Below are 21,584 nucleotides of genomic sequence, written 5' to 3'. Positions count from 1 at the left end.
GCCCTACTTCCTCCCCGTGATGCGGACCATGGGGTTGATGAGGCCGTAGATCACGTCCACCAGCGTGTTGACCACCACGAAGATGAAGCCCACGAAGACCATGTAGGCCACCATGAGGGAGGAGTCGGCGCGCTCCACGGACTCGATGAAGACGAAGCCCATGCCCTGCCACTGGAATACGGTTTCCGTGAGGATGGTGAAGGCGATCATGATGCCCAGCTGCACGCCGCCCACGGTGATGACCGGCATGAGGGTGTTCTTGAAGCCGTGCACGATGAGCACCCGCCAGGCTTTCAGCCCTTTGGCCCGGGCGAACTTGATGAACTCCGTCTCCATGACCTCCTTCATCTCCGCGCGGATGAGGCGGATGAACAGCGGCAGCATGATGGAGGACAGGGCCACCGAGGGCAGGATGAGGTGCAGAAGCCCGTCGCGCGTGGTCAGTCCGGACTGCCAGAAGCCGAACAGCTGCTGGGTCTCGCCCCGGCCGTAGGAGGGGAGCCAGCCAAGCTCAACGGAAAAAAGGTAGATGAGCAGGATGGCCGTGAGGAACACCGGGATGGACACGCCCACGATTGACGCCCCCATGAAGAACCGCGCCAGCTTGGCGTTGGGTTTGACCCCGGCGTAGATGCCGATGGGAATGGAGAAGAGAATGACGATGATGGAGGAGCAGAAGACCAGTTCCAGGGTGGCCGGGGCGCGGGAGAGAATGACCTCCATGGCCGGCTTCTTGTAGTAGAAGGACTGGCCGAGGTTGCCCTGGGCGGCCTGGGTCATGAACCGCCACCACTGCACCGGCAGGGGGTCGTTGAGGCCAAGCTCCTCCCGCAGGGCCTCGCGTTCGGCCTCCTTGACCTGGATGCCGGTGATGCCGCGCAGGGGGTCGCCCACGGCCTGCTTCACCGCGAAGCCGAGCACGGAAATGATGACCATGACCAGCACGGCCTGGGCGATGCGCTTGATGAGAAAGGCGAACATGGCGCTTGAGCGTCCCCCGGGGAAAATGAAGCCGGGCGGGCCGTGGCCCGCCCGGCAAGCGGACGATTGCTACGAGATTGCGAAGCGTCTTGTCAAGCCTACTCGATCACCAGATCGGCGAAGTAGGGGAAGTTCATGACGTTGACGATTTCGCCGGGGTTCTGCAGGCGGTCGGAGCCGGCCCAGGACAGCATCTGCCAGTGCAGGGGCACGAAGGCGGCGTCGTTGTAGACGATGCGCTCGGCGTCCTTGAGCATCCCGGCGCGCTTCTCCAGATCGGTCTCGGTCTGGGAGGCCAGGATCAGCTCGTCCACCTTGGGGTTGCAGTAGTTGCCGGAGTTGTACTGGCCGTAGCCAGTCTCCTTGTTGGGGCACATGTAGAGGAACTCGAAGAAGTTGGCCGAGTCCTCGGTGTCCGAGTGCCAGCCGATCATCTGGATGTCGGCCACCTGCTCGTCGAACTCGTTCCAGTACTGCGCCTTGGGCATGGTCTTGAGCTCGACGTCGATGTTGATCTTGGCCAGCATGGAGGCGGCGGCCTCGGCGATCTTGTAGTCGTTCACGTAGCGGTTGTTGGGGGCGATCATGGAGACGGTGAAGCCGTCGGCGTAGCCCGCCTCTTCCATCAGCGCCTTGGCCTTGTCCAGGTCGTAGCGGGGGGTCAGCTCGGGCACGTGGCCGTCATAGCCCTCGGGGGAGTTCTGCCCGGCCACAGTGGCCTTGCCGTTCATGATCTTCTGCACGATGCCGGGGTTGTTGATGGCGTGCACGATGGCCTGGCGCACCTTGGGATTGGCGAACTCCTCGCGGCGCTCCTGGTTGAGCTGCAGGGTGATGATGCGCGCGCCAGGCATGGAGATGAGCTGCACCCCGGAGGTGTCCTCGATGCGCTGGTAGTCCTGCGGGGGCACAGGCATGATGAAGTCCACGTCGCCGGACAGCAGGGCGGCCACACGGGTGGCGTTGTTCTTGATCGGGGTCAGCACGATCTGCTCAAGGTTGCCGATCCTGTCGGCGCCCCAGTAGTCATTGAAGCGCTTCAGCACCCACTTCTGACCGGGCACGAAGGACTCCACGTAGAAGGGGCCGGTGCCGGACTCGTTGACGTTGGCGAAGGACCAGCCGGTCTTGCTGATGGCGTCCTTGGGCTCGCCCTTCTCGTCGGTGCCGGTGTAGAATTCGGAATCCATGGGGAAAATGTAGGTGGCCATGTTCAGCAGCAGGCCGTAGGGCTTCTTGGTCTTGATGTCCACGGTGTGGGCGTCCACGACCTCGGCCCCGGCGAAGGGCTCGAACAGGCCCTTGAAGTCCGGGCTGCGCTTGAGGCGCTCGATGGTCCAGACCACGTCCTCGGCGGTGAACTCGTTGCCGGAATGGAACTTCACGCCCTCGCGCAGGTGGAAGCGCATGGTCAGCTCATCCACGCGCTCCCAGCTTTCGGCCAGGCGGGGGGTGATCTCCATGTCCTGGGACCAGCGGACCAGGGGATCGTACACGATGTGGGAGTACTGCAGCATGCCGCCGGAAAGCTGCACGTGCGGGTCAAGGGACACGGGGTCGGCGTCCATGGCCAGACGCAGGGTCACGGGCTCGTCAGCGGCCTCCTCGACCACTTCCACTTCCTCCACCGTGGCCTCGGCGGCCTCTTCCTTCTTCTGCTCCTCGCCGCAGCCGGCCAGCAGCAGCAGGGCCAGCATGGCTGCCCAGACGATCCATAGCTTCCTCATGTCGCTCCTCCATCCTGATAAGGTTGCCGCGCCGGACCCGGCCGGCGCGCGTAAGCCCGGCAAAGATTGAAAACCCTGGCCTTATACGCGCGATAATCCATGAATAGCAAGAGCCTCTGGGTACGTCTGCAACCATGCGGATTCACTAGCGGATCAAACGCACTCCGAAACACGATCGACACACGATTGGGCCGTTTTTCACGAACGCCCGCCGCTTCCGCGCCGCGCGCCCAGCCCGGCTTGTCGCCAAGCGGGGTGGACAGCGGCTCCCCGCCCGGGCAAAAAATGGAAGCCTTTTCCTCATCCTCAAGCCCCCTCGCAAAGGAGCCGCCATGCAGCCTCGAATCAGCGTCGTCACCCTGGGCGTATCCGACCTGGACGCCTCCGCCGGTTTCTACGAGCGGCTGGGCTTCACCCGCTCGCGCAAGGCCTCGGACGAGGCCATCGTCTTTTTCCAATTGCACGGCGGCGCGGTCCTGGCCCTGTACCCCAGAGAGGGCCTGGCCGAGGACGCGGACCTCCCGCCGAGCGAGCCCGCGGCTTTTTTCCGGCGTCACCCTGGCTGTCAACTTTCCCTCCCGCGAGGCGGTGGATACGGCCATGGACGAGGCCCGCCAGGCCGGGGCCGAAGTGGCCAAGCACCCCCAGGACGTCTTCTGGGGCGGCTATTCCGGCTACTTCCGCGACCCGGACGGACACCTCTGGGAACTGGTCCACAACCCCTTCGTGGCCTGCGACGAGACCGGCGGGCTTACCCTGCCGGATTGACGGCGCACCGGGCCCCTCCCCCGGGGATCCCTACCGTTCCCGCTCCCTCGGCCGGCTCCCACCCAACCACGCCGGGAGTCCACGCCCCGATGCCTGCCCGGCCTATTTCACACTTCTCCGACCGAGTGCTCACTCGGAAAATTTTCGTCGTTTTCCCGCACTATTCCAGTGCGTTGCAAGTTCCATCTGCCGGGGGCTCCTGAATTTACGCTTGACTTTGTGACATCGGGCACGTAGATGGTGCTCCGTAGCGACTGAGCGCTCACTCGGGAAGCGGAGTGGAAGAGGAGGAAACGTGTCCAAGCGCGACGCCATTCTGGAAGCGGCCACCGGCCTGTTCGCCGAAAAAGGGTTCAGGGAGACCTCCATGTCGGAGTTGTCCCGCCTGTCCCGGGTGGCCGAGGGAACCATCTTCTACCACTTCAAGTCCAAGGTGGAGATCTTCGTGGCCATATTGGACGAAGCCCGCCGCACCCTCATCAGGGAGCTGGACGCCTTCCAGAGCTCCAGCCGCTTCGAGTCCGGCCTGGATATGGTCCAGGGCCTGGTCTCCCACTATCTGTACCTGGTGGACTCCATGGAGAACCTGTTTCTCCTGCTCCACCGCCACTATCCCTACGATCTGGCCGCCACCAACGCGGATTGCCGGAAGCACCTGGAGGCCATCTACAGCAGCCTCTTCGGGTCCTTCGAGAAAGCCGTGGCGCGGGGCCAGGAGGACGGCTCCATTTCCCCCGGGGTCGAGCCGGGGCGTTCGGCCCGGTTGCTGTTCGCCCTGGTCAACGGCGTGGTGCAGTACCGCACCAACAACCTGTTCGACCCCAAGGACCTCTACCCCGAGCTCTTCGCCTCGGTCAGACGCATGCTGACCAGCGAAAACGGCGGGCATCACCTCGAACGGCAAGCGGGGTGAGGCGGCGTTCTTTCAAACTCGCATCCGGCCTTCCGCCCACGGCCGGCTGCGCAACGAGCCCTGAAAGCGGGCGTACGGAACAACGAGGAGGGTATGGCAAATGAGTAAATTGACCAAGAGCCCCTACCTGGAGATCACCATCATGGTGGGGGTGCTCGTCATCTCGTTCATCGGGATGGGCATCCTGACCACCGGCATGGAAACCCCGGGTGGCGGCATGGAAGGCTCCACCATTTTCTGGATTCTTCTGGGATCCTTCATCCTTTCCTTCGGCATCGCCCTGCTGGCCGTCATGGGCGGCATCGGCGGCGGCGTGCTGTTCACGCCAATCATGCTGGCCTTCACCGCGGTGGACTCGCTCATCGTGCGCGCCACCGGCCTCATCGTGGCCATGTTCTCGGGCCTCATCTCCACCGGCCCCTTCATGCGCCGCGGCCTGGCCAACCTGAAAATCTGCATCCTGGCGGCCACCTGCTACGGCATCGGCGCCTTCGGCGGCGCCCAGGGGGCCATTCTGGTGGCCGAGCACATGGGCCCCGAGGGCGAGGGCGCCGTGCGCCTGGCCCTGGGCTTCATCATCTTCATGCTGGCCATCTACTTCCTGGTGGGCGGCAAGAAGATCGAGTACCCCGAGGTGCACAAGGTGGACAAGTTCACCGAGAAACTGGACCTCACCCAGCCCTACTACGAGGCCTCCGAAGGCAAGGTCTGCGAATACAAGGTCACCCGCGCCGCGCTGATGGGCGTGGCGGTGACCGGTGTGGGCCTGCTCTCCGGCTTCTTCGGGCTGGGCGCGGGCTGGGCCATCGTCCCCGCCCTGAACATCATCATGGCCGTGCCCCTGAAGGTGGCCGCGGCCTGCTCCGGCGTGCTGCTGGGCATGGGCGACTGCGTTGCCCTGTGGCCCTACCTGCTGTCCGGCGCCATCATCCCTCTCTTCGCCGCTCCCTGGCTCGTGGGCCAGGTGCTTGGCGGGCTGGTGGGCGCCTATATCCTCATGCGGGTCAAGGCCGGGTTCATCCGCATCCTGCTCATCGGCATCATGTTCTTCTCCGCCTACGGCCTGCTGACCAAGGGCCTGAACATGATGAACGTCATCGCCAACCAGCCGCCCAACTCCGTGACCTTCTCGGTCCTGGGCGTCATCGTGACGGCCGTGGTCCTCATCCTGACCGGTGTTCTGCCCGGCTACAAGTCCAAGTAAGGGAGGAGCGACATGACCAAGGAATTCAAGGAAACGTGCGCACCGGCCGATCGTCCGGTCATGCCCAAGGCGCAGATCATATACGGCGACACCGTCTACTGGCTCTGCGTGCTCTCCGCCCTCGTCTGCATGGTCGGGCCCGTGGTGGCCCTGGCCTTCCCGGACGCCAACGTCATCGACCCGCGCCACCTCTTCGGCGCCATCTGGGAGGGCAAGGACGCCCTGGAAGTGTGGCGCGTCCGCGGCAGCGAGTTCCCCGGCGGCCACTTCTGGATGGACCATCTGGCCTTCGGCGACGGACTGACCCAGTTCGGCCTGTTCCTGGGCGGCGTCTGCGCGGCCCCGGCACTGGTCCTGTCCTCCATCTCGTACATGACCGATCCCAAGAACAGGCACCCCCTGTGGGCCGTGCTGGGCTTGTGGGTTGTCTTCCTCATCGCGCTCTCGGCCAGCGGCCTCGTCGGCATGGGCCACTAGACCGCCGAACCGGAAGCGACGACACGGCCGGGGGGGCTTCCCCCTCCGGGCCGGATTTTTCAGGGAGCCGAGCGGGGCCCGGCAAGTTGGAAAGGACGCGGTCAACGCACCCGAAAGAGGCCTCGGCGCGGCGGGGGTGCCACGTTTCGAGGCTTTACAAAATGAAACACAATGCTTAGATTTACTAGTTTATGCGGCTGGCGGGCGGGGGTGCCTCACCTGACCGCGGCCCGCTTCGCGGGCTTCCCCGAACACGCAGTGGAGTAACGACGTGCAGACGCAAGAAAACGCAGGTCTTGACCAACTTTCCGGGCTCAAGGTCCACCGGGCCCGCACCCACCCCGCGGAGCGGGGCGGCGGAAGGCTTCCCGGCGCGACGCTCCTTGTGGCGCGCTTTGTGATGCTCTTCGCCCTCTGGGCGATCCTCTCCGGCATGTTCGACCCCTTCCACCTCTCGCTGGGGGCCGCCGCCAGCGCCTTCGTGGTCTGGCTCACCAGGGATTTCGTCCCCCCCGGGGTGGAGCGGGTCCTCGACCCCCGCTTCATGCTGCGCATGCTCGGCTACCTCGTCTGGCTCCTGTGGCAAATCATCTGGGCGAACTTCGCCATGCTGCGCCTGGTCTTCCACCCCCGGATGAACGACCTGGTTGATCCGCAGATCGTGGAATTCAAAACGCGCCTCACGTCCAAGCTGGCCCTGGCCACTCTGGCCAACTCCATCACCCTCACACCGGGAACCATCACCGTGACCATCGACGAGCGCGGCTACGTCACGGTCCACGCCATCGACAAACGCTCCGCCGAGGGCGGCTTCGGCGAGATGGAAAACAGAATCGCCCGCGTCTACGGAGAAGCCTGATGGAACAGATCATCCTCGGCTCCAGCCTGTTCCTGGTGACGCTCATGCTGCTCTCCCTCTACAGGGCGGTCAAAGGGCCCACCACCCTCGACCGCCTCATGGGCATGAACGCCATCGGCTCCAAGACAACCGTCCTGATCATCATGATCGGCCTCATCTTCGGACGCGTGGAGATGTTCGTGGACATCGCCCTCACCTACGGCATGCTGAACTTCATCGCCGTGCTGGCCGCCTCCCGCTACCTGCACAAGCGCGGGCTCAGGCCGATGAACGAAACGACAGGGAAGGAATGACATGCTTTACGTTGCCTGCGCGCTGATCTTCGCCGGCCTCGTCTTCTATTTCGGGGGGACCATCGGCCTGCTGCGCCTTCCGGACGTGTACTCGCGCCTGCACATGGCGGGCAAGCTGGACACGCTCGGCTCCCTGTGCCTGCTCCTGGGACTCATCGCGGTCATGCTGCTGACCGAGGAGGCCGCCGGGCTGCTGGTGGCCGGGAAGATATTCCTCATCGTCGTCTTCGTCTTCATCGCCAGCCCCACGGCCACCCACGACATGGTGGACGCTGGAATGCGGTCCGGCCAGGCCCCCTGGCTGCGCGGCGAGGAGAGGAGGTAGCCCCGTGATCTGGGAGATCAAGCTCGCCACCCTCATTGTCATGATCGCCTGCGCCGTGGCCGCCATCAACGTGCGCGACCTCCTCGGAGCGGCGATTCTCTTCGGCATCTACAGCTTCATGATGTGCATCCAGTGGCTGGCCATGGGCGCGGTCGACGTCGCCTTCACCGAGGCCGCCATCGGGGCCGGCATCAGCACGGTTCTGGTGCTGGCGGCCATCTTCAGGACAACCCGGAGGACAAAGGATTGAAGAAAGCAGCCCTTGCCTCTGTCATTCTCTGCGGCCTGCTGCTCGCCTTCTCAACGCTGGACTTCCCCAAGTGGGGCGACCCCGAGTCTCCGGCGAGCATGCACGTCTCGGCCGAGTTCCTGGAACACGGCCTGCACGAGACGCACACGCCCAACATCGTCACGGCCATCCTCGGAGACTACCGGGGCTTCGACACCATGCTGGAGACCTTCGTGGTCTTCATCGCCGGCCTGGCCTGCTTCTTCATCCTCCGCCTGCCCCAGCAGGAATGCAGGATCGCCAAGTACCACTACCGCCACAAGGCCACCGGGCTGGTGGTGCAGGTCAACCACAGGTGCAAGCCCGAGACCCGGACCCCCGATTTCGAGCGCGTGGACTCGGGCTGGTCCCCGCAGGACATCGTCGTGGAGACGGTGGGACGCCTCTTCATCCCGCCCATCCAGCTCTTCGGGCTCTACGTGCTGGCCCACGGGCACTACAGCCCCGGCGGAGGATTCCAGGGCGGCGTCATCTTCGCCGCCTCCTACATCCTGCTGGCCGTCTCCCACGATCTCCGCACCCTGGTCGACCACGTCAGCGAGCGGCTCACGCACCTCATAGCCGCGGTGGGCGTGCTCGTCTTCGCCGGCGTCGGCCTGGTCTGCATGGCCTGGGGGGCTAACTTCCTGGACTACGGCGGCCTGGCCGGCTTCCTGAACATGCAGCTGGCCTCCGGCCACTCCCTCGGCATCCTGCTGGTGGAAACCGGCGTGGGGCTGACCGTGACCACCGCGCTGTTGCTGATCTTCAAACTGCTCTCGTCCCAGGGCACGGTCATGGAGGGGCTGTGAACACATTCCTCGAGCCGCTGGTCTCCCATTTCAACTACGTGGCCTACATCGCGATCATGATGATCGGGCTGTACGCCATGGCCGCCAAGCGCAACCTGATGAAAAAGCTCATCGGCATGGGCATTTTCCAAACCTCGATCATGCTCCTGTACGTCTCCATCGGCGCCAAGGAGGGGGCGAGCATCCCCATCGTGGCCAAGTACGCCGAGACGATCTCCCCGGAGAGCTACGTGAACCCGCTTCCCCACGTGCTCATGCTCACGGCCATCGTGGTCTCGGTGGCCACCCTGGGCGTGGCCCTGTGCCTGGTTCAGGTCATCTACAAGCAGTACAAGAGCCTGGAAGAGGACACTATTCTCGATAAGGAGCGGAGCTGATCATGCAGGCGGCGATCCTTACGATTCTCCTGCCCCTTCTGGGCTCGATCCTGATTGTCCTCGGCACGTGGGGCAGAAACAGGATGGGCATGACCGTGGCCCTCCTCTCCCTTGTCGCGTCCGCCGGGATGTCCGTGGCTGTGCTCGTCCGGGTCATGGAAGAAGGCATGCTCACCTACCAGCTGGGCGGGTGGCCCACCCCACTGGGAATCAACCTCACCATCGACGGCTTCTCCGCGGTGATGCTCTGCCTGGTGGCCTTCGCCTCCCTGCTGACCCTGTGGTCCTTCCGGGGCGACTTCCTGCGCAAGGGCCAGGAAAAGGCCCCCGCCATGCTGGGGCTGTACCTGCTGGCCGTCGCGGGCCACATGGGCATCGTGGCCACCGGCGACATCTTCAACCTCTACGTCTTCATCGAGGTGGCCGCCCTCAGCGGCTACGCCCTGCTGTCCTTCGGCGGCGCGCGCTCGGCCCGGGCCAGCCTCAACTACCTGCTCATCGGCTCGGTGGGGGCCTCCCTCTACCTGCTGGGCGTGGCCTATCTCTACATCGCCACCGGCTCGCTCAACATGCTGGACGTGGCCGACATCGTCGCCAAGAACCCCACTTCGGGGATCCTCTTCACCGGCTTCGTCATCCTGGTCTTCGGCGTCTGGATCAAGATGGCCCTCTTCCCCTTCCACGGCTGGCTGCCCGGGGCATACGGGCGCACCAGCCTGCCCTCCGCCAGCCTGCTGGCGCCGCTGACAACCAAGGTCATGGCCTACGTCCTGGTGCGGTTCATCCTGACCGTCTTTCCCGAGAACACAGCCGAGGCCATCCCCGCCCTCTCGCAGCTCGCGGTCTGGGGCGCCACGGCGGCCATCGTTGCCGGCGCGGCCTTCGCCCTGGCCCAGACCGACCTGCGCCGCATGCTCTGCTACATCCTGGTGGCGGAGGTGGGCTACATGGTCGGCGGGAGCTTCGTGGGCAACGACACGGCTCTGACCGGGACAATGCTCCACGTCCTGGCGGACGCCGCCATGACCCTCACCCTCTTCCTGGCCCTTGGCAATATCGTCCGCCGCCGCGGCGGACAGGGGCCTGAGCAGCTGGACGGGCTGTTCTCCAGCATGCCCGTGACCATGGCCGCCTTCGTCCTTGGCGCTCTCTCCATGATCGGCGTGCCGCCGCTGTGCGGGTTCTACAGCAAATGGTACCTGGTTTCGGGCGCGTTCGAGGCGGGCCAGTTCCAGTTCGCCGCGGCCCTGCTGCTGTCCAGCCTGGTCAACGTGGTGCTCTTCTTCCGCGTCTTTGAGCGGGCCTTTTTCCGGAAGCCGCCGGAATCCGGCTACGACGACGTCAAATGGACCAGATTCGCCCCCCTGGGGCTGGCCGCCATAGCCCTGCCGCTGCTGGGGCTTCTCACCGGCGAAATCGTTGACTACCTCATCACCCCAACCCTGGCGTTCGGGGCATAGGACAGCCAGCCATGCAGACCACTACATCCATACTCCCACTGCTGGCCCTGCTCGCCCCCCTGGTGGCCGTCCCCGGCATTCTCTCCGCCAGGGGGCCGAACATCCGCGAGGCCTGGAGCTTCACCGCGGCCGCCCTGCTGTTCGGCCTGGTGCTCTCCCTTCTCCCCCAGGTGCTCGACGGCGCCACCCCCACGGTGCTCCTGGCCCCGGTCATTCCAGGCGCCCCCCTGGCCCTGCGGGTGGACGCCGCCGGGATGCTCTTCGCCCTGGTGGCCTCCTCGCTGTGGATCGTCACCACGGCCTACGCCATCGGCTATACGCGAAGCCTGAACAAGAAGTCGCAGACACGCTTCTACACCTTCTTCGCGTTGTCCATCTTCGCGGCCATCGGCGTGGCCTTCTCGGCCAACCTGCTGACCATGTACCTCTTCTACGAGCTGCTCTCCTTCTCCACCTACCCCCTGGTCACCCACGGCCAGGACGAAGAGGCCAAGAAGTCCGGGCGCAAGTACCTGACCTACATCGTCGGCACCTCCATCGGCCTGGCCCTGCCCGCGGTCATCGCCACCCACGTCCTCTCCGGGAGCCTGGGCTTCGGCGAGGGCTCCATGCTGGCCGGCCACGTGAGCTCCGGCGTGGGGGCCGTGCTGCTGGTGATGTTCCTCTTCGGCTTCGCCAAGGCGGCGCTGATGCCGGTGCACGGCTGGCTGCCCGCGGCCATGGTCGCTCCCACCCCGGTCAGCGCGCTACTGCACGCCGTGGCCGTGGTCAAGGCGGGCGCCTTCTGCATCGTCAGGGTGGTCACAGAGGTCTTCGGCGTGGACCTGCTGGCCACGCTGGGCCTGGGGGGCATCATCACCGCCCTGGCCGCCGTGACCATGCTCGTGGCCTCGCTGATCGCCCTCAGCCAGGACGGCCTGAAACGCAGGCTGGCCTTCTCCACCATCGGCCAACTGGCCTACATCGCCATGGGTGTGGGCATGCTCACGCCCATGGGCGTCACCGGCGGGGTGCTGCACATCGCCATGCACGCCTTCGGCAAAATCACCCTCTTCTTCTGCGCGGGGGCCATCTACGTGGCCACCGGGGAGAAGTACATCAGCCGCATGGGCGGTATCGGGCGGCGCATGCCGTGGACCATGCTGGCCTTCTTCATAGGCTCCCTGTCCATCATCGGCGTCCCGCCCACGGGCGGCTTCCTCAGCAAGTGGCATCTGCTGCTGGGCACCCTCCAGGGCGAGCACTGGGTGCTTCTTGGCGTGTTGCTGCTCAGCTCGCTGCTCAACGCCATGTACTTCCTGCCCATCGTCTACAGGGCGTGGTTCGTGCCCGAGAACGAGGCCAACTTCGGGAAGCCGGTGCAAGAGGCTCCCAGCTGGTGTCTGGTGCCGCCGCTCATCACCGCGGCCCTGTCCATCGCCGTCTTCCTGCATCCCACCCCGCTGGTCGATTTGGCCAGAATGGTGGCCGGACTCTAGGATAAGAACAGATGCAAAAGAAAAAGAACCAGGACCTGTTCAGTCCCGCCGCGCGCAAGCTCATGTGGTGGCTGCTGTACGGCGCTTGCGCCGTCAGCCTGCTCGCGGCCCTGCTCGCCCCGCCCAAGGCGCATTTCCCCTTCGAGGAAATCTTCGGCTTCCACGCCATTCTGGGCTTCGCCTCCTGCGCCGTGCTGATCATCGTGGCCAAGGGCCTTGGCCTGTTCGTCAAAAAGGGGGAGGACTACTATGAGCGCTAGCCTCGCGCCGGCGCTTCCCATGCTGGCCTGCGGCCTCATCCTGCCGCTGGTGGCCGAACGCGCCCGCAACGCGGTGATGCTCGCCGTGGCCGTCCTGGCCTTCGGGTTCGTGCACACCCTCGCCCCCGGCACGGAGCTGCACCTGAACTTTCTGGGACTGCAGCTGACGCCGCTGGAAGTGGACAAGCTCAGTAAGGTCTTCGGCTACGTTTTCACCATCAGCGCCTTCGCGGCCTTCCTGTTCGCCTACAAGCTGCGTGACCTCCGCCAGCACGTGGCCGCCCTCTTCTACATCGGCTCGGCCCTGGGGGCGGTCTTCGCGGGCGATCTGGTCTCCCTGTACGTCTTCTGGGAAATCATGGCCGTCAGCTCCACCGTGCTCATCCTGGCCCGGGGGACCTCCGCCTCCTACGGCGCGGGGTTGCGCTACGTCCTGGTGCACCTCTTCGGGGGGCTTTTGCTCCTGGCGGGCATCGCCGTGCATTATTACCAGACAGGCTCCATCGACTTCGCCCCCTTCCAGGCACAGACCCTGGCCTCCTGGCTGATCCTGGTGGGCGTGCTCATCAACGCCTCCGCCTTCCCCTTCTCCAGCTGGCTGTCCGACGCCTATCCCGAGTCCACCATCACCGGCGGCGTGATCCTCTCCGCCTACACCACCAAGACGGCCGTCTATGTCCTGCTGTCCGTGTTCGCCGGATGGGAAGTGCTCATCTACGTCGGCTGCTTCATGGTCATTTACGGCATCATCTACGCCCTGCTGGAAAACGACATGCGCCGCATCCTGGCGTATTCCATCACCAACCAGGTGGGCTTCATGGTCACAGGCGCGGGCATCGGCACCGCCCTGGCCATCAACGGCGCCGCGGCCCACGCCTTCACCCACATCATCTACAAGGGCCTGCTGTGGATGAGCGCGGGCGCCGTGCTGTACATGACCAGCCGCAGCAAGTGCACCGAGCTGGGCGGGCTGTGGAAGTACATGCCCTGGACCATGGTGCTGGGCACCATCGGCGCGCTGGCCATCTCCGGCGTCCCGGGCACCAGCGGCTTCACCAGCAAGACCCTCATCCTGCAGGCGGCGGTGAACCAACACATGGCCTGGCCCTGGCTGGCGCTGGAGATCGCCTCGGCCGGCGTCTTCCTGCACGCGGGAATCAAGTTCCCCTACTTCGTATTCTTCAACGTGGACAGGGGCCTGCGGCCGCCCGAGGCGCCGCGCTACATGGTCCTGGCCATGGGGCTTTTGGCCTTCTTCTGCATCTACCTGGGCGTGCACCCCGATCCCCTGTACGCCATCCTCCCCTACGACCTGGAACCAGGGTACACGGTGTACAAGGCCGGCAAGGTGGTTGGGCAGATGCAGCTGCTGCTGTTCTCGGCCCTGGTCTTCTTCCTCTTCCTGCCGCTTCTCAAGCGCACCGACACCATCGCCCTGGAGGTGGACTGGTTCTACCGCAAGGGCGGCAGGCTGGCCTACGCCCTGGCCGACAAGACGTTCAACGGCATCAACGCCGTCTGCGCGCGGGCCACGTCGGCCGTCACAGGATGGCTGGCGCGGACGTGCACCAACCTGCCCCAGAGGATCGTCCAGGCGGCCGCCACCCCCTACTACGCCCTCCTGGCCCCCCGGGAGGCCGAATCCGCCAGGAACCAGTTGCACAAGGCTGTTCAGACCGGGTTCGTCGGGGTTGGCCCCACCCTCATCGCAATCTTCCTTGGACTCGCGCTTTTGCTTGCATTGGCGCTGTAAGCCAAGCAGAGGAGTTTCATCATGAATGCTGTACTTGACCCCAAGCGCTTCCGCCTGCTGGAAGGTCTGCCCCAGAACGTCGTGGACGCCCTGAACGGGATGGCCACGGTCACGAGCTACAAAGAGGGCGACCTCGTCATGGCCCAGGGCGAGCCCGCGGACACCTTCTTCTTCCACATCCGGGGCAAGGCCAAGCTGGAGGACGCGGTCGACGATGAATTCAAAGTCACCCTCGGCGACGTCCGCACCGGCTACTGCTACGGCTGGTCCTCCCTGGTCGAGGGCGGCCGGTACCAGACGAACGTGATCTGCAGCGACGAGTGCCAGGTCGCCGAAGTCAAGGGAACCGACCTGCTGGCCCTGCTGTCCGAGCACCAGGACGCGGGCTATCGGTTCATGGCCAACCTCAACCAGCTGCTCATGGACAGGCTCAAGCTTCGCACCAGCCAACTGGTGAAAGTCCTGGAGACCCATCCCGATCTGGAGAAAATCCAGAGCTAGTTCCTTGCGGATGGACGATTCCCGCGCGGGAATCGTCCTCCCCACACGCTCCCGGAACGCTTCCGACACAGCCGCCCGGCCTGCAGGCCTGGCGGCTGTGTTCGTTCCAGCCCCGAAAGGGTGGCGAAACCCATTAATTTGGGGGTTTCACCCCATTGCCACACGCTCCCGGTCTGGTATCGCCTTCATTTGGCAAACCGATACGGAGGAACGCATGGACGGATTATGGCTGATGCTCGTCCTCTTGGCGGGGGTCACCGAACTGCTGGTCCTGCTCGGCGTGCTGGACCGCGTCCGCAAGCATGTGGAGATGCGCCGCACCTGCCTGCGACGCAAGGAAGCTCTGGTCAAGGCCAAGCTTGACGGCCTGGCCAGGTGCAACGAGGAACTGCGCGCCAAGATCAAGGAAGTCCACGCGCGGGCCATCGACGCCGAACTGCGCGTCAGCGCAGAAGAGAGCCGAAGCGCGGAGAACGAGGCCCCGGCGTGACCATCCTGCTGGTGGTGGCTCTGCTCTCGGCCCTGCTCATCTTCGGGCTTTTGGCCTGCCAGCGCCTGCACCTCTGGAGCGATGCCAGGACACGCGAGATCAAGGCGCGGGAGGCGCGGCTCACCAGCAGGCTGGAGGAGGCCATGGGCGAGCGCAGGGAGCTGGAACGGCAACTCCGCATCGCCGAGCAGAATCTGAGCCTAGTGCTGTACCGGCTCTCCGGACTTGAATCCGATGACGACCAGCCCCGGCCTGCGCGCCCGGCCCGCACAGCCGGTGAAATCGACGAGCGGGCCGGCTCCTGGCTGCTGCGCCAAGGCCACCTGAGCATCGAACAGCTGGAGAAGGCCTCCAAACTGGTGGGCAAAACCGGCCAGGACCTTTTGGAAACCTGCCTCATCCTGGGATACATCAGCAAGGAAGCGGCCAAGGAGGCCGCCAGGGCCGCCTACTCCTGACCCCCTGTTTCCCCTCCCTCCGGCGTGGCCCTCCGTCCCGTCTTGTGCTAAAAACCGTCCCGCGCGGCGTTCCGCCCCGTCTGCCCCGAACTTGGACGCCGCGCCCCTTCACGAAGCGTGAGAGGCATTCCATGGACGGCTTCCTGATGATGATCTGTATCCTGGCCCTGGTTGGGGCCGTACTAGGCCTTGTGGCCCATTTCGAAGGCGCGCGGCAGGTTGTTGAGACCAAAAAGGCTGCCTTGGCGCGCCTGGAAGCGGACCTGCGCCACAAGACGAAGGCCGTGCGCAAAACCAACAAGGACCTGGAGCGGCGGCTGGCCGAGGCCAGGGCCGAAGCGGACGCCCTGCGTGGGCGGCTCGGCGGCGACACCTCCGGTGAGAACGGACAATGATCTGGCTGACCGTCGCGGTGCTGGTGATTCTGGGCGCTGGCAGCCTGGTTGGTGTGCGCCGCATCACCTCCTGGCGGGAGAAGGCCATGGACGACATAGGCCGCCAGGAGGATGAACTGCGCGAGGAATACCGCCAAGCGCGCGAACGGCAGGCGGAGCTGCAGGCCGAGCTTGACCAGGCGCGGGCCGAGGTTGCGCGGGCCAGGTGGGAGCTGGAGGAGGCAACCGCGGAACCTCCGCCGGAAGACCCCGGGGCGGCACCGGAAAAGAAGCGCCACGCCAAGCAAATCCGCGATCAGGCCATGGCGGACTGGCTGCTGCGCCAGGGGCACATCAAGCTGGAGCAGCACGAGAAGGCCAGCAAGCTGGTGGGGCAGTTGGGCCAGGACATGGCCGAAACCTGCCTTCTGCTGGACTACATCGACAAGCGGACAGCCTCCGAGGCGCGCAAGGCGGGCGAACGGGCGGCCTAGTCTTTAAACCGCCACGGACTCCGTGGCACAATGGCCTCTCCCAACCACCCGCCAGGAGCCCCCATGCCGCAACACCTCCGCGTCACCCGCAGCGTCACCACCCCCGATCCGGTCAAGCTGGCCCGCTACCGCCGCGTACCGGACCTTGGGCCGCGCGCCCTGTTCTTCACAGGCGGCACCGCCCTGCGCGACCTGTCGCGGGAAATCATTTCCTCCACCCACAACTCCATCCACGTCATGACCCCCTTCGACTCCGGGGGAAGCTCCGCCACCATCCGGCAAGCCTTCGGCATGCTGGCCGTGGGCGACATCCGCAACCGCCTCATGGCCCTGGCCGACCGCACCCTCAAGGGCAACCCGGAAATCTTCGATCTCTTCGCCACCCGCCTGCCCACTGGCGAGGCCAACGGCGACCTGCGCGCCAGGCTGGACCAGCTGGTGCGCGGCAAGGACCCCATGGTGGCGGCCGTGCCCGACCCCATGCGCAAGATCATCCGTTCGCACCTCGGCTTCTTCCGCGAGCGCATGCCAGAGGACTTCGACCTGCGCGGCGCCTCCATCGGCAACCTCATCCTCACCGGCGGCTACTTCAACCAGCGCCGCCACATCGACCCCGTGATCTACCTCTTCACCAAGCTGGTTGAAGCCCGGGGCACGGTGCGTCCGGTGGTCAACCGCAACGCCCACCTGGCGGCCGAACTCGAGGACGGCTCGGTGGTGGTCGGCCAACACCGGCTCACCGGCAAGGAAGTCCCACCCATCTCATCCCCCGTGGTCCGTCTGTGGGCCACGCTGGACCCGGACAACCCCCAGCCCGCCGACCTGCCCATCCGCGACAAGATGCGCCGGCTCATCAATTCGGCGGAAATCATCGTCTACCCCATCGGCTCCTTCTACACCTCCCTGGTGGCCAACCTGCTTCCGCGCGGGGTGGGGGACGCCATCCGCACCACAGAGTGCCCCAAGGTCTACGTGCCCAACGTGGCGGGCGATCCGGAGATGAAGGGCCTGAGCGTGGCCGGAGCGGTGAAGACCCTGTTCGGCTACCTGGAGCGGGGCTGCTCCGCCAAAGCCTCCCGCGATTCCCTGCTGAACTTCATTCTGGTGGACTCCAAAAACGCCGACTACGGCGGCCCCCTGGAACTGGACAGGATACGCCGCTTCGGAGTGGAGGTCATCGACACCACCCTGGTCTCGGAAGAATCCGTCCCCCTGCTGGACCCCCACCTGCTCATCCAGCATCTGCTCAGCCTAGTCTGATCCGCCTAAATCCCCGGCACGGGCTCGATCCTCCAGCCCCTACGGGGAGACACTGGTTATCTCTCGGGGATTTGCCCGCCGCGCCGTTTAATCATTCACCCCACACGTGTATTGGATAGGATGGCATTGATAGGCGCACAATCCATACCCAGAAAGGAGACTTTCCATGTTCTGCTACCAGTGCGAGCAAGCGGCCAAAGGCGAGGGATGCACCAAAGTGGGAGTGTGCGGCAAGCAGCCGGATGTCTCCGACCTGCAGGACCTGACCGCCTACTGCATGCGCGGCCTGGCCTTGGTGGCTCTGCGCGGCCGCGAGACCGGCAACACCATCAAGGAAGCGGACGAGTGGGTGGTCAAGAACCTCTTCGCCACCCTGACCAATGTCAACTTCGACCCAGACTATTTCATGGAGCAGATCAACGAGATCTGCCGTTTCCGCGACGAGCTCAAGGCCCAGATCGAGAACACGGGCAACGAGTTGAACCTGCCCGAGGGGCCGGCCACCTTCATGCCGGCGACCGACCACGACGGCTTGGTGGCCCAGGCCCAGGACAAGGGGCTGACCAACTACCCCACCGATGACGACGATGTCCGCTCCCTGATGCATACCGTCCTCTTCGGCCTCAAGGGCGTCTGCGCCTACGCCGACCACGCCCAGATCCTGGGCCACAAGGACGCCGATCTGTACGAATTCGTCTACCGCGCCCTGGCCGCCGGGTACGATGGCAAAGAGCGCACCCTGGAGGACTGGGTGAACCTGGCCCTGGAGGTGGGCAAGTACAACCTGCGCGCCATGGAGCTATTGGACGCGGCCAACACCTCCACATACGGCCACCCCGTTCCCACCCAGGTCCCCCTGGGACACCGCAAGAACAAGTGCATCCTCGTCTCCGGCCACGACCTGCGGGACCTGGATCTCATCCTGGAGCAAACCAAGGACCTGGGCATCGACGTCTACACACACGGCGAAATGATCCCCACACACGGCTACCCCGAACTGAAGAAACACCCCCACTTCTACGGCCACTTCGGCACCGCCTGGCAAAACCAGCAGCGGGAGTTCCGCGACTTCCCCGGCCCCATCGTCATGACCACCAACTGCCTGCAGCGCCCGCCCGAAGAGTACGCCGACCGCCTCTTCACCACCGGCTTGGTGGGCTGGCCGGACATCAAGCACATCCCGGAAGGCCCCGGCGGGGAAGGCGACAAGGACTTCTCCCCTGTGGTGGAGATGGCCCAGCAACTCGAAGGCTTCACCGACGATGTGGACAAGGGCGAGGTCACCGTGGGCTTCGGCCACAACGCCGTCATGGGCGTGGCCGACAAGATCATCGAAGCTGTCAAGGCCGGAAACATCCGCCACTTCTTCCTGGTGGGCGGCTGCGACGGCGCCAAACCGGGCCGCAACTACTACACCGAATTCGTGGAAAAGGCCCCCAAGGACACCGTCATCCTCACCCTGGCCTGCGGCAAGTTCCGCTTCTTCGACAAGGACCTCGGCGACATCGGCGGGCTGCCCCGGCTCATCGACATGGGCCAGTGCAACGACGCCTACTCCGCCATCCAGGTGGCCTTGGCCCTCTCCCAGGCACTGGACACCGAGGTCAACGACCTCCCCCTGTCCATGATCCTCTCCTGGTACGAGCAAAAGGCCGTGGCCATCCTGCTCACCCTGCTGCACCTGGGCATCAAGGACATCCGGCTGGGACCCTCCCTGCCCGCCTTCCTCACGCCCAATGTCCTGGACCACCTCGTCCAGAACTACGACATCAAGCCCATCTCCACACCCGAGGAAGACCTCGAAGCCTGCCTGGCTTAACCTTCCTCTCCGGCTACGTGGAACAAAGGCCCGCGCCTCGTAACGAGGCGCGGGCCTTTATTGGTTTGGGAGCAAGGGAATGGAGGGTGGTCGGTTGGGGTGGAAGTTCCGGGCAGTGGGAGAGGGAGGAAAAACCCTTTAAAAAGGGGTCTTTCCTCCCTCTCCCACACCCACACCCTCCTTTTCCTAATTTTTTGTCGCTCGCTTCGCTCGGGAGCGGAGTACGGGGAAATGGCTGGCGGGGGCCATCCTCCTAATTTCGCGTCCAACGCATCGCCAGTCAAAGGGCCAGTGCAGGGTTTTATTGTCTGAAATAATTCAGCAATCACGGATTCGCCGGAGTACCCCTTGTCCTTTCCCCTGCCGCGCGCCAACCCGCGAAAACACATGCAAAGGTAGTTTGCCGCGGGTCCAGGGCCGCGCAGGCCCTGGTCGCCCGCAGGGCGAAATCTTCCTTCTTCCCATCCCCTCACTTTCCACAAAAAAAAGCCGGGCGGGGTTTCCCCCGCCCGGCTGTGTGGCGATCGGTATGTGTCGGCTGGGCCGTGGGTGGCTAGTACATGCCGCCCATGCCGCCCATGCCGCCCATGCCGCCCATGCCGCCGGGCATGCCGCCGCCGCCGGACTCGTTGTCCTGCGGGGATTCGGCGATGGCGCACTCGGTGGTCAGCAGCAGGCCGGCCACGGAGGCGGCGTTCTGCAGGGCGATGCGGGTCACCTTCTTGGGGTCGATGACGCCGGCCTTGATGAGGTCTTCGTACTCGCCGGTGGCGGCGTTGAAGCCGTTGGCGTCTTTCTGTTCCTTGACCCTTTCCACCACGATGGAGCCTTCCTCGCCGGCGTTGTAGGCGATCTGGCGCAGGGGCTCGACGATGGCGCGCTTGATGAGCTCGATGCCGGACATTTCGTCGTCGTCGGCGCCCTTGAGCTTATCGAGCACGTGGCAGCAGCGCACCAGGGCGACGCCGCCGCCGGGCACGACGCCTTCCTCGACGGCCGCGCGGGTGGCGTTGAGGGCGTCTTCCACGCGGGCCTTCTTTTCCTTCATCTCGGTCTCGGTGGCGGCGCCGACGTTGATGACGGCCACGCCGCCCACGAGCTTGGCCAGGCGCTCCTGGAGCTTCTCGCGATCGTAATCGGAGGTGGTCTCCTCGATCTCGCGGCGGATCTGGGCCACGCGGGCCTTGATGTCCTCGGCATTGCCGGCGCCGTCAACGACGGTGGTGTTTTCCTTGTCGATGACCACGCGCTTGGCGGAGCCCAGGTCGTTGACGGTGACGTTTTCAAGCTTCACGCCCACGTCCTCGGACACCACGGTGCCGCCGGTAAGGGAGGCGATGTCCTGGAGCATGGCCTTGCGGCGCTCGCCGAAGCCGGGGGCCTTGACGGCCACGGCCTGCAGGGTGCCGCGCAGCTTGTTGACCACCAGGGTGGCCAGGGCTTCGCCCTCGATCTCCTCGGCGATGATGACCAGGGGCTTGGACATCTTGGCCACCTGCTCCAGCACGGGCAGGAGGTCCTTCATGTTGGAGATCTTCTTTTCGTTGATGAGGATCATGGGATCCTCCATCTCGCAGACCATCTTCTCCGTGTTGGTCACGAAGTAGGGGGAGAGGTAGCCGCGGTCGAACTGCATGCCCTCGACCACGTCCAGGGTGGTTTCCAGGCCCTTGGCCTCCTCGACGGTGATGACGCCTTCCTTGCCAACCTTGGACATGGCGTCGGCGATGATGTTGCCGATGGTGGTGTCGTTGTTGGCGGAGATGGTGCCGATCTGGGCGATCTCTTTCTGGTCGCGGGTGGGCTTGGTCAGCTTTTCCAGCTCGGCCACCACGGACTCCACGGCCTTGTCGATGCCGCGCTTGATGGCCATGGGGTTGCGGCCGGCGGTCACCAGCTTGACGCCTTCGTTGAAGACGGACTGGGCCAGGATGGTGGCGGTGGTGGTGCCGTCACCGGCGATGTCGGAAGTCTTGGAGGCGACTTCCTTGACCATCTGGGCGCCCATGTTCTCGAACTTGTCCTCCAGCTCGATCTCCTTGGCCACGGTCACGCCGTCCTTGGTGATCGTGGGGGAGCCGAAGGATTTCTCGATGACCACGTTGCGGCCGCGGGGGCCAAGGGTCACCTTCACGGCATTGGCCAGTTTGTCTACGCCGCGCTGCAGTTTCTCGCGGCCGCGGGTGGCGAAAAGAATGTCTTTGGCAGGCATGTGCTTCCTCCGAATACAGGC

The 21,584-nt window shown here is 64.9% G+C and carries 24 protein-coding genes and 1 pseudogene; 22 read left to right on the top strand and 3 right to left on the bottom strand.

What is annotated here, in order from left to right:
• Positions 1-3 precede the first annotated feature (3 nt).
• Together N911_RS0110160 and N911_RS0110155 are read right to left on the bottom strand one after the other, a co-directional pair.
• Positions 4-981 (bottom strand): ABC transporter permease, encoded by a 978-nt coding sequence (locus tag N911_RS0110160; RefSeq protein WP_029896795.1) that lies wholly within the window; start codon positions 979-981, stop codon positions 4-6.
• Between the two features lie 98 nt (positions 982-1,079).
• Positions 1,080-2,708 carry an ABC transporter substrate-binding protein gene (locus N911_RS0110155; protein WP_029896793.1) on the bottom strand — a complete coding sequence of 543 codons (1,629 nt, stop codon included), beginning with the start codon at positions 2,706-2,708 and terminating at the stop codon, positions 1,080-1,082.
• Between the two features lie 332 nt (positions 2,709-3,040).
• Here N911_RS0110155 and N911_RS19090 point away from each other — a divergent pair.
• The 22 genes and pseudogenes from N911_RS19090 to hcp form a co-directional block, all read left to right on the top strand.
• Positions 3,041-3,166, top strand: a pseudogene (locus tag N911_RS19090) (VOC family protein); the annotation flags it as partial.
• Between the two features lie 142 nt (positions 3,167-3,308).
• Positions 3,309-3,476, top strand: coding sequence for a VOC family protein (locus N911_RS18840; RefSeq protein WP_237559933.1), 168 nt, complete (start codon positions 3,309-3,311; stop codon positions 3,474-3,476).
• A 295-nt stretch (positions 3,477-3,771) separates the two neighbouring features.
• Positions 3,772-4,389 carry a TetR/AcrR family transcriptional regulator gene (locus tag N911_RS0110145; RefSeq protein ID WP_029896791.1) on the top strand — a complete coding sequence of 206 codons (618 nt, stop codon included), beginning with the start codon at positions 3,772-3,774 and terminating at the stop codon, positions 4,387-4,389.
• A gap of 100 nt (positions 4,390-4,489) precedes the next feature.
• Positions 4,490-5,593, top strand: coding sequence for a sulfite exporter TauE/SafE family protein (locus N911_RS0110140; RefSeq protein WP_051694161.1), 1,104 nt, complete (start codon positions 4,490-4,492; stop codon positions 5,591-5,593).
• 12 nt (positions 5,594-5,605) lie between these two features.
• Positions 5,606-6,070 (top strand): hypothetical protein, encoded by a 465-nt coding sequence (locus tag N911_RS0110135; RefSeq protein ID WP_029896787.1) that lies wholly within the window; start codon positions 5,606-5,608, stop codon positions 6,068-6,070.
• Between the two features lie 271 nt (positions 6,071-6,341).
• A complete protein-coding gene (locus N911_RS0110130) occupies positions 6,342-6,929 on the top strand; it encodes a Na+/H+ antiporter subunit E (RefSeq protein ID WP_081859153.1) in 588 nt (195 codons plus the stop codon).
• On the top strand, positions 6,929-7,222 hold the full coding sequence (locus N911_RS0110125) for an MrpF/PhaF family protein (protein ID WP_029896783.1): 294 nt from the start codon (positions 6,929-6,931) through the stop codon (positions 7,220-7,222). The genes N911_RS0110130 and N911_RS0110125 overlap by 1 nt, the downstream gene beginning before the upstream one ends.
• A 1-nt stretch (position 7,223) precedes the next feature.
• Positions 7,224-7,547 (top strand): monovalent cation/H(+) antiporter subunit G, encoded by a 324-nt coding sequence (gene mnhG / locus N911_RS0110120; protein WP_029896781.1) that lies wholly within the window; start codon positions 7,224-7,226, stop codon positions 7,545-7,547.
• A 4-nt stretch (positions 7,548-7,551) separates the two neighbouring features.
• Positions 7,552-7,797 carry a hydrogenase subunit MbhD domain-containing protein gene (locus tag N911_RS0110115; RefSeq protein WP_029896779.1) on the top strand — a complete coding sequence of 82 codons (246 nt, stop codon included), beginning with the start codon at positions 7,552-7,554 and terminating at the stop codon, positions 7,795-7,797.
• Positions 7,794-8,627, top strand: coding sequence for a hydrogen gas-evolving membrane-bound hydrogenase subunit E (mbhE, locus tag N911_RS0110110; RefSeq protein ID WP_029896777.1), 834 nt, complete (start codon positions 7,794-7,796; stop codon positions 8,625-8,627). Before N911_RS0110115 ends, mbhE begins: the two co-directional genes overlap by 4 nt.
• On the top strand, positions 8,624-9,004 hold the full coding sequence (locus N911_RS0110105; RefSeq protein WP_029896776.1) for a cation:proton antiporter subunit C: 381 nt from the start codon (positions 8,624-8,626) through the stop codon (positions 9,002-9,004). The genes mbhE and N911_RS0110105 overlap by 4 nt, the downstream gene beginning before the upstream one ends.
• A 2-nt stretch (positions 9,005-9,006) precedes the next feature.
• Positions 9,007-10,464 carry a complex I subunit 5 family protein gene (locus N911_RS0110100; RefSeq protein ID WP_029896774.1) on the top strand — a complete coding sequence of 486 codons (1,458 nt, stop codon included), beginning with the start codon at positions 9,007-9,009 and terminating at the stop codon, positions 10,462-10,464.
• Positions 10,465-10,475: 11 nt separating this feature from the next.
• Entirely contained in the window at positions 10,476-11,942 is a 1,467-nt protein-coding gene (locus N911_RS0110095; protein WP_029896771.1) for a monovalent cation/H+ antiporter subunit D family protein, read from the top strand.
• Positions 11,943-11,953: 11 nt separating this feature from the next.
• The gene (locus N911_RS0110090; RefSeq protein WP_029896769.1) at positions 11,954-12,202 is read left to right on the top strand and encodes a hypothetical protein; all 249 of its coding nucleotides are present in this window, start codon (positions 11,954-11,956) and stop codon (positions 12,200-12,202) included.
• Entirely contained in the window at positions 12,192-13,955 is a 1,764-nt protein-coding gene (locus tag N911_RS0110085) for a Na(+)/H(+) antiporter subunit D (RefSeq protein ID WP_029896768.1), read from the top strand. The genes N911_RS0110090 and N911_RS0110085 overlap by 11 nt, the downstream gene beginning before the upstream one ends.
• A gap of 21 nt (positions 13,956-13,976) precedes the next feature.
• Positions 13,977-14,456 (top strand): Crp/Fnr family transcriptional regulator, encoded by a 480-nt coding sequence (locus N911_RS0110080; protein ID WP_029896766.1) that lies wholly within the window; start codon positions 13,977-13,979, stop codon positions 14,454-14,456.
• A 214-nt stretch (positions 14,457-14,670) separates the two neighbouring features.
• Positions 14,671-14,946: a hypothetical protein gene (locus tag N911_RS0110075; RefSeq protein WP_029896764.1), complete on the top strand. Its 276-nt coding sequence runs from the start codon at positions 14,671-14,673 to the stop codon at positions 14,944-14,946.
• Positions 14,943-15,404, top strand: a complete 462-nt coding sequence (locus tag N911_RS0110070) for a hypothetical protein (protein ID WP_029896762.1) — start codon at positions 14,943-14,945, stop codon at positions 15,402-15,404. Before N911_RS0110075 ends, N911_RS0110070 begins: the two co-directional genes overlap by 4 nt.
• A 131-nt stretch (positions 15,405-15,535) precedes the next feature.
• Positions 15,536-15,799: a hypothetical protein gene (locus N911_RS0110065; protein WP_029896760.1), complete on the top strand. Its 264-nt coding sequence runs from the start codon at positions 15,536-15,538 to the stop codon at positions 15,797-15,799.
• Positions 15,796-16,272: a hypothetical protein gene (locus N911_RS0110060; RefSeq protein WP_029896758.1), complete on the top strand. Its 477-nt coding sequence runs from the start codon at positions 15,796-15,798 to the stop codon at positions 16,270-16,272. The genes N911_RS0110065 and N911_RS0110060 overlap by 4 nt, the downstream gene beginning before the upstream one ends.
• Before the next feature lie 63 nt (positions 16,273-16,335).
• A complete protein-coding gene (locus tag N911_RS0110055) occupies positions 16,336-17,532 on the top strand; it encodes a GAK system CofD-like protein (protein ID WP_029896756.1) in 1,197 nt (398 codons plus the stop codon).
• A gap of 166 nt (positions 17,533-17,698) precedes the next feature.
• Positions 17,699-19,351, top strand: coding sequence for a hydroxylamine reductase (hcp, locus tag N911_RS0110050; protein ID WP_029896754.1), 1,653 nt, complete (start codon positions 17,699-17,701; stop codon positions 19,349-19,351).
• 553 nt (positions 19,352-19,904) lie between these two features.
• On the opposite strand, the gene groL is transcribed toward hcp, so the two are convergent.
• Positions 19,905-21,563: a chaperonin GroEL gene (groL, locus tag N911_RS0110045; RefSeq protein ID WP_029896752.1), complete on the bottom strand. Its 1,659-nt coding sequence runs from the start codon at positions 21,561-21,563 to the stop codon at positions 19,905-19,907.
• Between the last annotated feature and the right edge of the window lie 21 nt (positions 21,564-21,584).

It is taken from the genome of Desulfohalovibrio reitneri, from assembly GCF_000711295.1.
In the GTDB taxonomy this organism is placed as follows: Bacteria; Desulfobacterota; Desulfovibrionia; order Desulfovibrionales; family Desulfovibrionaceae; genus Desulfohalovibrio; species Desulfohalovibrio reitneri.
This window is presented reverse-complemented; position numbering and strand designations above follow the sequence as displayed.

What these genes read in the sequence shown, in the direction of transcription:
- groL (WP_029896752.1), bottom strand. Translation starts at nt 21,563, where the DNA reads ATGCCTGCCAAAGACATTCTTTTCGCCACCCGCGGCCGCGAGAAACTG.
- N911_RS0110085 (WP_029896768.1), top strand. Translation starts at nt 12,192, where the DNA reads ATGAGCGCTAGCCTCGCGCCGGCGCTTCCCATGCTGGCCTGCGGCCTC.
- N911_RS0110075 (WP_029896764.1), top strand. Translation starts at nt 14,671, where the DNA reads ATGGACGGATTATGGCTGATGCTCGTCCTCTTGGCGGGGGTCACCGAA.
- N911_RS0110090 (WP_029896769.1), top strand. Translation starts at nt 11,954, where the DNA reads ATGCAAAAGAAAAAGAACCAGGACCTGTTCAGTCCCGCCGCGCGCAAG.
- N911_RS0110080 (WP_029896766.1), top strand. Translation starts at nt 13,977, where the DNA reads ATGAATGCTGTACTTGACCCCAAGCGCTTCCGCCTGCTGGAAGGTCTG.
- N911_RS0110140 (WP_051694161.1), top strand. Translation starts at nt 4,490, where the DNA reads ATGAGTAAATTGACCAAGAGCCCCTACCTGGAGATCACCATCATGGTG.
- N911_RS0110060 (WP_029896758.1), top strand. Translation starts at nt 15,796, where the DNA reads ATGATCTGGCTGACCGTCGCGGTGCTGGTGATTCTGGGCGCTGGCAGC.
- N911_RS0110065 (WP_029896760.1), top strand. Translation starts at nt 15,536, where the DNA reads ATGGACGGCTTCCTGATGATGATCTGTATCCTGGCCCTGGTTGGGGCC.
- N911_RS0110100 (WP_029896774.1), top strand. Translation starts at nt 9,007, where the DNA reads ATGCAGGCGGCGATCCTTACGATTCTCCTGCCCCTTCTGGGCTCGATC.
- N911_RS0110160 (WP_029896795.1), bottom strand. Translation starts at nt 981, where the DNA reads ATGTTCGCCTTTCTCATCAAGCGCATCGCCCAGGCCGTGCTGGTCATG.
- N911_RS18840 (WP_237559933.1), top strand. Translation starts at nt 3,309, where the DNA reads ATGGACGAGGCCCGCCAGGCCGGGGCCGAAGTGGCCAAGCACCCCCAG.
- mnhG (WP_029896781.1), top strand. Translation starts at nt 7,224, where the DNA reads ATGCTTTACGTTGCCTGCGCGCTGATCTTCGCCGGCCTCGTCTTCTAT.
- N911_RS0110155 (WP_029896793.1), bottom strand. Translation starts at nt 2,708, where the DNA reads ATGAGGAAGCTATGGATCGTCTGGGCAGCCATGCTGGCCCTGCTGCTG.
- N911_RS0110135 (WP_029896787.1), top strand. Translation starts at nt 5,606, where the DNA reads ATGACCAAGGAATTCAAGGAAACGTGCGCACCGGCCGATCGTCCGGTC.
- N911_RS0110055 (WP_029896756.1), top strand. Translation starts at nt 16,336, where the DNA reads ATGCCGCAACACCTCCGCGTCACCCGCAGCGTCACCACCCCCGATCCG.
- N911_RS0110125 (WP_029896783.1), top strand. Translation starts at nt 6,929, where the DNA reads ATGGAACAGATCATCCTCGGCTCCAGCCTGTTCCTGGTGACGCTCATG.
- N911_RS0110095 (WP_029896771.1), top strand. Translation starts at nt 10,476, where the DNA reads ATGCAGACCACTACATCCATACTCCCACTGCTGGCCCTGCTCGCCCCC.
- hcp (WP_029896754.1), top strand. Translation starts at nt 17,699, where the DNA reads ATGTTCTGCTACCAGTGCGAGCAAGCGGCCAAAGGCGAGGGATGCACC.